Source organism: Anoxybacteroides rupiense (assembly GCF_014196195.1).
Taxonomy (GTDB): Bacteria; Bacillota; Bacilli; order Bacillales; family Anoxybacillaceae; genus Anoxybacteroides; species Anoxybacteroides rupiense.
Window position 1 is genome coordinate 21,163 of the sequence record NZ_JACIDF010000018.1, and the last position, 10,673, is coordinate 31,835.

Here is a 10,673-nt window from a genome sequence, read left to right on the forward strand (position 1 = left end):
CAGAGGAAAATCCATCTCCATTGAATTTGTTAGTATTATACTCAAAAAGCGAAATAGGGCGCAAATATTTTATGTTTATGCTGGCTCGACAGATTATACAAATTTTTCTTATGCTCTCCTCATATACTTTGTTGAAGGAGGATGAGAACTGTGCGTGAGGTCATTAACGATGAATACGGGCTAAGTATAGAGCAGACAGAGAAGATGGGAGAGTATGATACATTTCTATTCAAAAATGAACGATATATGATTGTTCCTGTTGAACAGCGAACGAGTGAGGAAGTTAATGAGTTGTATCAGATGGGAATGTACTTGCACGCGAAAGGAGATCTATCAGTCGCTTCTTTTGTACAGACCAAAACAGGTACGATCATAGCCTATCATCAAGACCAGCCTTTTGTTGTTCTGCGTATTTATCCGCACGTATATACGCGAACGATTCCAATGGGCAAGGAATTAGCAAAGCTGCATGAACAGGGGCGGCATTTTCCAGCCTATGTTGCCCACTGTAAGCGAATTGGTCGATGGAAGGAATTGTGGGGGCAAAGGCTTGATCAGATGGAGGCTTTTTGGAAGGAAAAAATAAAGATGCCACGAGAAGCAGAGTTTGAGCAGCTGTTTATTGAATCCTTCCCATATTATATGGGGCTTACGGAAAATGCTATTCAATACATCACGGATACGGAACTGGATGAACAGCCGTATTTTGTTGATTCGGCTACCATTTGCCATGAACGAATTGCCCACACCCTTTGGGCTGAAGGAAGAGAGGTCAAGCTGCCGACAGATTGGGTATATGATCATTGCGCGCGCGATTTGGCAGAATGGGTGCGAGCCTTATATATGAAAGAAGGAAGAAGCGATGATGAGCAAATTCGCCATTTTTTCCGTGAGTACGAACGTTTGACGCCGTTGTCCGCTTTTGCTTGGCGGCTTATCTACGCCCGTTTAGTATTTCCGCTTCACTATTTTGAATGTATTGAAGGCTATTACTCCGCCAACAAAGAGGAAGAAAGGCATGGACGGGAACAGACGCTTCGAATCATTTTGGCCAATACAAGAAACTATGAGCAGTTTTTAGCCACCTTTTATGACCGGCTTGAGCTTGTTCGCCGCTTCCGATTGCCAACCATTAAATGGCTATCGCCTGCCTAGCCTTTTGTATATGAGAAGAGCATCCTATAGACATGCCCGGTCGGCAAGCCAATCGGCTTGCCGACTTCAGCAGAAAAGCGAGAACTCCAGCCCTGTTCATTGGTTTGTTTTGAATCATCAATACCTATGATTTTATAAAAATGTGATGTATTTAATGGGCTTGCTTCTGTGATTGTAAGGTCAATCGATCAAGAGAAATCTTTTTTTGTTTTGTTTATGATAAGATGAAAAAGAAAGATGATCGTATAAGGAAGGAGATGGGGCAATAGTGAAGCCGTATGTTTTTGTTACGAGAAAATTGCCAGATGAAATCATTGCACCTCTCAAGGAATATGCGGAAGTGACGATGTGGCCTTACGAAGATGTAGCTGTATCAAGAGAAGTTTTGTTGGAGGAAGCGACGAAAGCGGATGCGCTATTAACGATGCTTTCAGAGCAAATCGATGGGGAAATAATGGAAGCTGGAAAATCGTTGAAGGTTATCGCCAACTTAGCTGTCGGTTTTGATAATATTGATGTCCCACTGGCAACGGAGAAGGGAATCGCCATTTGTAATACACCAGATGTATTAACGGATACAACCGCGGATTTAACCTTTGCGTTATTGTTAGCTGCTGCGCGTCGTATGGTAGAGGCTGCTGAATTTATCAAAAACGGCGAATGGAAAAGCTGGAGCCCTTTTCTATTGGCGGGAACGGATGTTCATCATAAGACTATTGGAATTGTTGGAATGGGAAAAATCGGCCAAGCGGTGGCCAAACGCGCTGCAGGGTTTGACATGAACATTTTATATCACAATCGGTCGAGAAACGAGCAGGCGGAAGCGCAGCTTGGCGCAGTCTATTGTTCTTTTTCCGAGCTTTTGCAGCAATCTGATTTTATCGTTTGCTTGACTCCTTTAACGAAGGAAACTCGGCACCTCTTTAATCGTTCCGCTTTTCAAATGATGAAGCGTTCCGCGATTTTTATCAATGCTTCAAGAGGGGCGGTTGTTGATGAAGCTGCCCTGTACGAGGCGCTTGTTCAACAAGAGATTGCAGGTGCAGGATTGGATGTGTTTACAAAAGAACCGATTGATCCTTCTCATCCGTTGCTTTCCTTAAAAAATGTCGTGGCCTTGCCTCATATTGGCAGTGCAAGCGTTGAAACGCGCTGTAACATGATGGAATTATGCTGCCAAAATATACTGGCTGTCTTAAAAGGCGAGACGCCAAAAACGCTTGTAAACAAAGAATGGTTACTCAACCGTCATAATGCGTAATTCCCCGCTATGCGGGGAATTTTTATGAATAAAAAATTATCTGAATTTACTTGATGTTAAGCGTTTTCAGAATATATGATAATAAAATAATCATTGTAAAAGAAAAGTATATCTTTTATAATGTCTACTATAAAAGAACAAATGTACATATAGGAGAAACAAAAGGGGTGGAAAATGTGGCAAAACCGATTGCAGTAGGCTTATTAGGATTAGGAACAGTGGGGAGCGGTGTAGTTAAAATCATTGAAAACCATCAGGATCAGCTTATCCATCAAGTGGGTTGCCCTGTTGTCGTGAAAAAGATTCTTGTGCGCGATGTATATAAGGAACGTGATGTTCAGGTGAACACTTCATTGCTGACGACCCGTGCTGATGAGGTGATCAACGATCCAGAGATCGATGTGATTATTGAGGTAATGGGCGGAATTGAAGAAACGAGAAGGCATCTTTTGCAAGCATTGCAGCAAGGAAAGCACGTAGTGACGGCTAATAAAGATTTAATGGCCTTATATGGTTCGGAATTGCTGGCCACAGCAACAGAAAACGGATGCGATTTATTTTATGAAGCCAGCGTTGCAGGGGGCATTCCCATTTTGCGAAGCCTTGTCGAGGGATTAGCTTCTGACCGCATTACAAAAATGATGGGGATTGTCAACGGAACGACTAATTTTATTTTAACGAAAATGTGCAAATACGGGATGCCTTATGAGCAAGTGCTTGCAGAAGCCCAGGCTCTTGGCTATGCGGAAGCCGATCCGTCCGCGGATGTTGAGGGATTGGATGCAGCCAGAAAAATGGCGATTTTGGCCCGTCTTGGTTTTTCTATGAATATCGATTTAGAAGATGTACAAGTAAAAGGCATTACGGATATTACGGAAGAAGATTTAGATTATAGCAAACGTTTAGGTTATACGATGAAATTAATCGGTATTGCCCATCGTGATGGCGATAAAGCCGAAGTCAGCGTGCAGCCGACTCTGCTTCCTGATTCACACCCGCTTGCTTCTGTGAGCGACGAGTACAACGCTGTATATGTATACGGGGAAGCCGTTGGAGAAACGATGTTTTATGGGCCCGGAGCAGGCAGCTTGCCAACCGCGACCGCTGTCGTATCGGATTTGGTGGCGGTGATGAAAAATATGCGGCTTGGCGTCAACGGTAGAAGTGCAGTCGCCCCGCAATACGAGAAGCGTCTAAAATCACGTTCAGAAATCTTTTCTAAATATTTTGTACGCATCCATGTGAAGGATGAGGTGGGGGCATTTGCTAAAATTACCGCAATTTTTGCTGAGCAGGGGGTAAGTTTTGAAAAAATTCTTCAGCTTCCGCTTAAAGAAAAAGGGCTGGCCGAGATTGTCATTGTTACTCACAGGGCCTCACAGCAGGCTTACGAAGACATTTTGCAGCGTTTAAGGGATCTTGAAATTGTTCATCAAGTCAAAAGCTCGTACCGCGTAGAAGGGAATGGAAATTGATGATGTGGAAGGGATTATTGCATGAATATCGTCATTTTTTGCCGATTACAGAAAAAACCCCGCTTCTTTCACTAAATGAAGGAAATACTCCGCTTATTCGCTTGGAGCGTTTATCGAAGTTGCTTGAAATCGATCTTTATGTAAAGGTCGAAGGGGCCAATCCAACAGGTTCATTTAAAGACAGGGGAATGGTTATGGCTGTCGCCAAGGCGAAGGAGGAAGGAAGCCATACGATTATATGCGCTTCGACAGGAAACACCTCTGCGGCAGCGGCCGCGTATGCGGCCAGAGCAGGATTGCGCTGCATTGTTGTGATTCCGCACGGGAAAATTGCAATGGGCAAGCTAGCTCAGGCCTCGATTTATGGAGCGGAAATTTTCGCCATTGAGGGCAATTTTGACGAGGCCTTGAAAATGGTGCGCCGGCTTAGTGAAATGGCGCCAATTACCCTTGTTAACTCGGTCAATCCATATCGAATCGAAGGGCAAAAAACAGCGGCCTTTGAAATTTGCGATCAGTTGGGAAAAGCACCGGATGTACTAGCGATTCCTGTTGGTAATGCGGGAAATATCACCGCTTACTGGAAAGGGTTTAAAGAGTATCATGAAGCGAAAGGCACGGGTCTTCCAGAAATGCGCGGGTTTGAAGCAGAGGGGGCGGCAGCGATTGTCCGCAACCAGGTCATTACTCGACCAGAAACGATTGCAACCGCGATTCGCATCGGCAATCCGGCAAGCTGGAATCAAGCGGTGCAGGCCGCTAGCGAATCGAAAGGGAAAATTGATGAAGTATCCGATCAGGAAATGGTGACGGCCTATAAGCTTCTTGCCAGAGAAGAAGGCATTTTTGCCGAGCCAGCTTCATGCGCATCCCTGGCAGGGGTCATCAAGCAGAGAAATAACAAGGAAATCAGCAGCGGAAGCACAGTCGTTGCCGTGCTTACTGGAAATGGATTAAAAGATCCGGCGATTGCCATCGATGTGGCAGAAATCAAGCCGCTTGTTCTCCCAAATGAGGAGCAGGTCGTATTTGAGCATATTCAAGGGGCTGTTCGCCAATGAAAGAAGGAGAGATGCTAAAGATCGTTGTTCCAGCCAGTACGGCTAATCTAGGACCTGGATTTGATTCTCTTGGTCTTGCCGTTTCTCGTTATTTAGAATTGGAAGTGCATAAAGGCGATGAATGGCGCTTTATTCCTCAAACGGCCGAAGTTCAAACGATCCCTCAAGGAACGGAAAATTTGATTTTTCAAGTGGTAGAACGCCTCGCCCGCCAGTATGGGCGTGCCCTGCCGCCTTGCGTTGTCAAGGTATCCAGCGATATTCCATTTACGCGCGGACTTGGGAGCAGCGCTGCCGCTGTTGTCGCTGGAATTGAATTAGCTAATGAGCTTGCGGACTTATCCTTGACAATGGAGGAAAAAATACGGCTGGCTGCTGCTTATGAGGGGCACCCTGACAATGTTGGCGCTTCATTATATGGAGGACTGGTCATTGGCAGTCATCGTAACGAGGAAACGACGATTGTCCATCTTTCTGATATTGATCTCGATTTGGTCGCCGTCATTCCCAGCTATGAATTGGAGACAAAAAAAGCACGCAGCGTTCTGCCGCAATCGTTCACTAGGGCAGAAGCAGTAGAGGCAAGCGCTATAAGCAACGTTTTAGTCGCTGCACTGCTCATGAAAAACTGGGAGCTGGCCGGAAAGATGATGGAATGCGATTTATTTCATCAGCCGTATCGTCAAGAGCTGATTCCAGAATTACCGCTTGTCCTGCCGCTTGCGAAGGAATATGGAGCGTTTGGTGTAGCGTTGAGCGGCGCAGGGCCAACCATCCTTTGTTTTGTTGAGCCTGGAAAGGGAGCACATGTAAGAGAACGATTGGCTCCTCATTTTCAGCATTGCCAGGTTGAAACGTTAACCGTCGAGCCAAAAGGAAGTCAAGTGTATAAAACAACCTTAGAAGCATATGAAATGGATAGGTAAAAGAAGAGAAGGGCGTCCCGCTTAGGACACCCTTCTATTTATGTTTAGAATACTTGCTCTACTTCAACGACTCCTGGCACTTCTTCTAAAAGAGCACGTTCAATTCCGGCTTTTAAAGTGATGGTTGAGCTTGGGCAGCTGCCGCAAGCACCAAGCAAGCGCAATTTAACTACGCCGTCCTCAACGTCGACAAGCTCGCAGTCGCCGCCATCGCGAAGAAGGAATGGGCGCAACTTATCTAACACTTCTTGTACTTGTTCTTTAATTTCCAAATCGCTCATTCTTATCGACTCCTTTCCTTAACTTTATTATAATCGGTATAAAGAAAAAAATCTAATAACTTTATTTGTCATAGAGAGGAAAGGTGGCCGCCTATGTCGTTGAAGCAAGTGGAAATATGCGTATATGGGGCAGAGGTCATATGTGCTTCGTGTGTTAATTTGCCCTCTTCAAAAGAAACGTATGAGTGGCTGGAAGCCGCCATTAAACGGAAATATCCGGATCAGCCGTTTCTTATCACATATGTCGATATTTTTAATCCGCCGGATGACGAGGTTAAGAAAGCGTTTGCGGAAAAGGTCATTGAAGAGGATTTATTTTACCCGGTTGTGGTTGTGGAAGGAGAAATTGTGGGAGAAGGAAATCCGAAGCTAAGGGCCATTTATGAAAAAATGGAGCAATACGGTTATCAAGCCGTTGAGCAACTGTAAAAATAAAACACGGCCGTCAAAAGTTTTTCCTATAAACTTGGCGGCCGTGTTTTATTTTTACACAAGTGTTGATGAACCATTATTTTACTAAACATATGGAATGATTGGGCTAGAAATCAAGCCAGTCAATGGGTGTTTATTGGATCGTCCGCACGCCTGACATTTTTATGCATTTAGGCTTTGCTGACTGGAAGCAGAAGCATGCAGCCTTCGGGAAAAGTAGCTGTGCAAAATCATACCGATGACAATGGCTAGCATGCCGAACCATGAAAGGGCTGAAGGCATGGGAGCCGACAAGAGGAGGATTTCTCCGAACACGGCGAAAAGCACTTCCATTGATTGTGTTGCTTCAACAGCCGCCAACTTATGCATATCTTTGCGCACCATGTCGGTAGCTTGAAAAAAAAGAATCGTAGCAATAATTCCTGAAAAGATAGCGACGAGCAGTGACTGGATGATTTGTTCCTTGCTTGGTGCGCCTGCTGTCAGCAACCCGTATAGCGATAAGAGCAGCCAAAATGGCAGGCTGGCCAACGTCATTCCAAGCGTTCGCTGATAGCTATCCAAACGGCCGCCGCAAATTTCCATCATTTTACGATTACCAAGCGGATAAGCGAAGGAAGCGACAATGACTGGCGCAACACCGAGCAGAACCGTGCGCCAAGATACATGGTTGGCTTGCTCAAGCTGCATAAGAATAATGCCGAAAAAAATGATCAATGAGATCGCCAGCCCTTTAATTAGGAATCTTTCCCCGAACTTTTTTCAATCCTTGTGGCGTTTCGATGGTCTCGAAAAAAAGAGGAGCGAGCAACGACCCGGATATAATCGTAAATTGCCACGTCCCGGCAATCAGCCAGCCTGGAGCATACATGGCAGCAAAGCAAAGCGGGGCGTAAAACAGCCCGAATCCGACCAAGCTCCATACGAACCAAGAGCTAGGATGCTTTCTCATCTCTTGAAACAAAGCCCGCGTGTTTTTTCGTGAAGCGACAATAAGAAAAAGAAACGGTACCATAAAAATAAATCGCAGTGATGCGCTCCACACCCAACTCCCTCCAGATAATTCCATTGATCGATTAAGGATAAAAGTGGAGGCAAAGAAGAAGGCCGCACAAATTCCTAAGAAAATCGGACGCAATGAGCTCACCTCTTACATGTGATTGAATGATCTAAAACATACATGTGGATAAAATAGTTTCCCTCGCTTGCCCTATTTGCATCAACCCACTAGATCTGGGCGGGGTATATGACTTATTTTAGCAGAGATGGAGGAGAAGGGGTATCGATAAATACAAGCTTGAAGATGGAAAGCCCTTTCTTTTGACCACCCATATGAGATGGTGTCAGAACCGCATTAGATGAGGAACATCGTATTTGTAAACCTGTGAACGACTCACCACTTATGAAGTGAGAGACGATTTTCTAAGTCCCTGCCGTTTGGCAGGGATTTTTTGTTTTTATATATGAGGCAGAATAATGCAAACTCAAGGGAGGTTTCTTTGTTTCACAGGATGTTCATGAATGCATCATAAACATAATAACTAATTATCGGCATTCAATCTATAAGCTAAGCTAAAAACTCCTAGCAAATGTTGAATCCAGCAGAAGGGAAAACGTTGGCCATTTCCACGATCAATCGGCGGTTCCATTCGCTGTGGAGTTTTTGTGCGTGGGCGGTCGAACATCATAAGAGCGAACAGAACCCGATGAAAGACATCGAGGATTTAAAATCGGCTGATGAAGATAACGAAAAAATTATGTGACTGATGGATGAAGAATTTGAGGACTTGTTGCATCGGATGTGTAAAAAACAGATACAAAGTCGGGGGCGATCTCAAGGAGAAATATCGCCACGACCATGCGTTTGTTTATCTGCTTACCTATGCGGGATTGCGTGTGGAAGAACTGTCGAATCTCAAATTAACAGACTTAGATTTGAAGTTAAAACGCATCCGCATCGTGGGAAAGGGCATAAAGGTCCGGACCGTTCCGATCTCATTTACTATGGCCACATTTCTAAAGCTTTCCGTAAAAAAAAACGATTGTGCATATCTGTCTCGTACGTAGCGTTTTTTATGAGCATACGAGCGAGAAGGTTTCTTTGATATTTTATCTTCCGAAAACATTCCCTTTGTTTTACATTTCACTAGAACCTCTGTTGATAAAGTGAGAGGGTGCAATAAAAAAATATTGTAAATTAATAACAAATGATATATTATATATATAACATTTGTTATTAGGTGGTTATTATGATAATACGAATTGATTTACAATCAGAAACTCCCATTTATCTACAACTAAGTAATCAGATTATTGAAAATATGGCTAATGGTAACTTAAAACCCGGCGAAGAAGTACCATCCATTCGCAGTTTAGCTGCGGATCTTGGTATTAATATACATACTGTGAATAAAGCATATTCATTATTAAAACAAAAAGGACTTCTGACAATGCATAACAGTAGGGGGATTGTTGCAACTAGATCACATACTGAAGAGGATGAAAAAAATATGTCCAGTGTTAAGAAAGCCCTGCGTCCAATTATAGCTGAAAGTATATGTTATGGATTTGCAAATATCCAATTAAAAAAGATTGTAGATGAATTGTACAAAGATATTAAAGGAGGGAAAATAAATGAATAATATACAGTTAATTTTCATCTTTATCCTTTGGATTGTGATTATTTTTATATCAAGTATTAGCCCTGTTTGGTTACGTTCTAGTTACAAATTTGGAGTTCCCCTTTCCGATGATCAATGGAAAAAAATAGAAATATCACAAATCATTAGAAAAAGCATTTTAATGAACATCATTGTAGGAGTGGTTTTAGCACTTTCAACATTTATGATCCAATGGTTCTCTCAATCACATTTTTATTTTAGCGCTATAACAGTGCCCTTATTTATTATAGCCAATATTTTCATACACATAAGAGCGCATGTACGAATAAAACGTCAAATCAATAGCAATATGGCTAACCAACCTGCAACACAAATGGTTGCTATTGATACTAAATTCAGAAGAGAATTATCTTTATTGCTAATGTGGTATCCTATACCATTTATCATGATTTTTCTAAATGTTTTTTTTATTGTTTGGTATTATAATGACATTCCAAATATATTACCTATTCACCATGATGCTTCAGGTAAAGTCGATCGTTATGGTGAAAAGAGTGTAGGAATGGTATTTGTTTTTAATCTCTCTCAATTGTTTGTAACAATCATTTTTATCATGGTTCAAGAAGCAATTATTCGTAGTAAACAAAATTTGAATATTAAATCCCCAAAAATTTCTAGTGAACAAAATAAAGTAATTAGATATAAGCAAGGCATTTTTGTCAATATCATTTCCATATTATTAGTTATATCTATATCTTTCATACAGCTTTCATTTATCCAAGTGATTGATTCAATGATATCGGAGATGGTTTTCTTTGGGGCAGTATTAATTGCTATATTAGGTGCGATTATGTTTTCTGTAAAGAAACAGTCCATTGAACGCGAAATTGAATCAAATATTGGTAAGAGCAAAATAGTAAACAGTGTCAATGATGAATATTGGAAAGGCGGGATATTTTATGTTAATAAGGAAGATCCGGCAATATTTGTGGAGCAGAGGTCAGGAAACGGTTTTACAATTAACTTAGGAAGCCCAACAGGCTGGTTCCTTTTACTTCTTCCTTTCATTTTTGGTTTCATGCTTTTCCTTTTTGCTCGGTTCGTGTAGGGATAAGGAGCCATTGTAGCCAATATTCAAAAACAGACTACAGAAATTCATTCATAAAGGGCTTCGTTTTTCCAAATTGAACAATGTGTCAAGACCGATTATTTTTGGTTCTTACGTTCTTTTGGTGAATGATTACCTATCATCCTGTTGGAGATTTTTATTTTTTTATGGCTCTATGTCAATTGTTGGGGTACACTTATCGAAGTGCCCTTTTTTTGTAGTTGACTAGATGAGTGAACATAAAGCTTTATTTCTTAGTCTCTTAAAGTTCCGAATGCCATATGACATTCGTTTGATGACTTTAATCTTGTTGTTTATTCCCTCAATAAATCCATTCGTGTAAGGGAAGAGAA

The 10,673-nt window shown here is 42.2% G+C and carries 9 protein-coding genes and 3 pseudogenes; 9 read left to right on the forward strand and 3 right to left on the reverse strand.

Annotated elements, in window-relative coordinates:
* Positions 1 to 150: 150 nt before the first annotated feature.
* From yutH to thrB, 5 genes are all read left to right on the forward strand, one after another.
* The gene (yutH, locus tag GGQ95_RS17665) at positions 151 to 1,155 is read left to right on the forward strand and encodes a spore coat putative kinase YutH (protein ID WP_183187235.1); all 1,005 of its coding nucleotides are present in this window, start codon (positions 151 to 153) and stop codon (positions 1,153 to 1,155) included.
* 265 nt (positions 1,156 to 1,420) lie between these two features.
* Complete coding sequence (locus GGQ95_RS17670) at positions 1,421 to 2,416, forward strand: 2-hydroxyacid dehydrogenase (RefSeq protein WP_183187239.1); 996 nt, start codon at positions 1,421 to 1,423, stop codon at positions 2,414 to 2,416.
* A gap of 176 nt (positions 2,417 to 2,592) precedes the next feature.
* Positions 2,593 to 3,891 (forward strand): homoserine dehydrogenase, encoded by a 1,299-nt coding sequence (locus tag GGQ95_RS17675; RefSeq protein ID WP_066148924.1) that lies wholly within the window; start codon positions 2,593 to 2,595, stop codon positions 3,889 to 3,891.
* A complete protein-coding gene (gene thrC / locus GGQ95_RS17680; protein WP_183187240.1) occupies positions 3,891 to 4,952 on the forward strand; it encodes a threonine synthase in 1,062 nt (353 codons plus the stop codon). Before GGQ95_RS17675 ends, thrC begins: the two co-directional genes overlap by 1 nt.
* Positions 4,949 to 5,878, forward strand: coding sequence for a homoserine kinase (thrB, locus tag GGQ95_RS17685; protein ID WP_183187237.1), 930 nt, complete (start codon positions 4,949 to 4,951; stop codon positions 5,876 to 5,878). Before thrC ends, thrB begins: the two co-directional genes overlap by 4 nt.
* 44 nt (positions 5,879 to 5,922) lie before the next feature.
* Here the strand turns inward: thrB and GGQ95_RS17690 are convergent.
* Positions 5,923 to 6,224 (reverse strand): annotated as a pseudogene (locus GGQ95_RS17690) (NifU family protein).
* Positions 6,225 to 6,252: 28 nt separating this feature from the next.
* Here GGQ95_RS17690 and GGQ95_RS17695 point away from each other — a divergent pair.
* Positions 6,253 to 6,588 (forward strand): YuzD family protein, encoded by a 336-nt coding sequence (locus GGQ95_RS17695; protein WP_044745117.1) that lies wholly within the window; start codon positions 6,253 to 6,255, stop codon positions 6,586 to 6,588.
* 165 nt (positions 6,589 to 6,753) lie between these two features.
* On the opposite strand, the pseudogene GGQ95_RS17700 reads toward GGQ95_RS17695, so the two are convergent.
* Positions 6,754 to 7,729 (reverse strand): annotated as a pseudogene (locus GGQ95_RS17700) (DMT family transporter).
* A 448-nt stretch (positions 7,730 to 8,177) separates the two neighbouring features.
* On the opposite strand from GGQ95_RS17700, the pseudogene GGQ95_RS17705 reads away from it, so the two are divergent.
* From GGQ95_RS17705 to GGQ95_RS17715, 3 genes and pseudogenes are all read left to right on the forward strand, one after another.
* A pseudogene (locus tag GGQ95_RS17705) lies at positions 8,178 to 8,589 on the forward strand (tyrosine-type recombinase/integrase); the annotation flags it as partial.
* Between the two features lie 251 nt (positions 8,590 to 8,840).
* Entirely contained in the window at positions 8,841 to 9,233 is a 393-nt protein-coding gene (locus GGQ95_RS17710; RefSeq protein WP_080859534.1) for a GntR family transcriptional regulator, read from the forward strand.
* Positions 9,226 to 10,320 carry a DUF1648 domain-containing protein gene (locus GGQ95_RS17715; RefSeq protein ID WP_183187238.1) on the forward strand — a complete coding sequence of 365 codons (1,095 nt, stop codon included), beginning with the start codon at positions 9,226 to 9,228 and terminating at the stop codon, positions 10,318 to 10,320. The genes GGQ95_RS17710 and GGQ95_RS17715 overlap by 8 nt, the downstream gene beginning before the upstream one ends.
* A 225-nt stretch (positions 10,321 to 10,545) precedes the next feature.
* Here the strand turns inward: GGQ95_RS17715 and GGQ95_RS17720 are convergent.
* Positions 10,546 to 10,673 (reverse strand): transposase (locus GGQ95_RS17720; protein WP_183187189.1); only part of this gene is annotated, 128 nt, incomplete at its 5' end.

Excerpts from the sequence above, each read along its gene's own strand:
- GGQ95_RS17715 (WP_183187238.1), top strand. The coding sequence starts at position 9,226 with ATGAATAATATACAGTTAATTTTCATCTTTATCCTTTGGATTGTGATT.
- thrC (WP_183187240.1), top strand. The coding sequence starts at position 3,891 with ATGATGTGGAAGGGATTATTGCATGAATATCGTCATTTTTTGCCGATT.
- GGQ95_RS17710 (WP_080859534.1), top strand. The coding sequence starts at position 8,841 with ATGATAATACGAATTGATTTACAATCAGAAACTCCCATTTATCTACAA.
- thrB (WP_183187237.1), top strand. The coding sequence starts at position 4,949 with ATGAAAGAAGGAGAGATGCTAAAGATCGTTGTTCCAGCCAGTACGGCT.
- GGQ95_RS17695 (WP_044745117.1), top strand. The coding sequence starts at position 6,253 with ATGTCGTTGAAGCAAGTGGAAATATGCGTATATGGGGCAGAGGTCATA.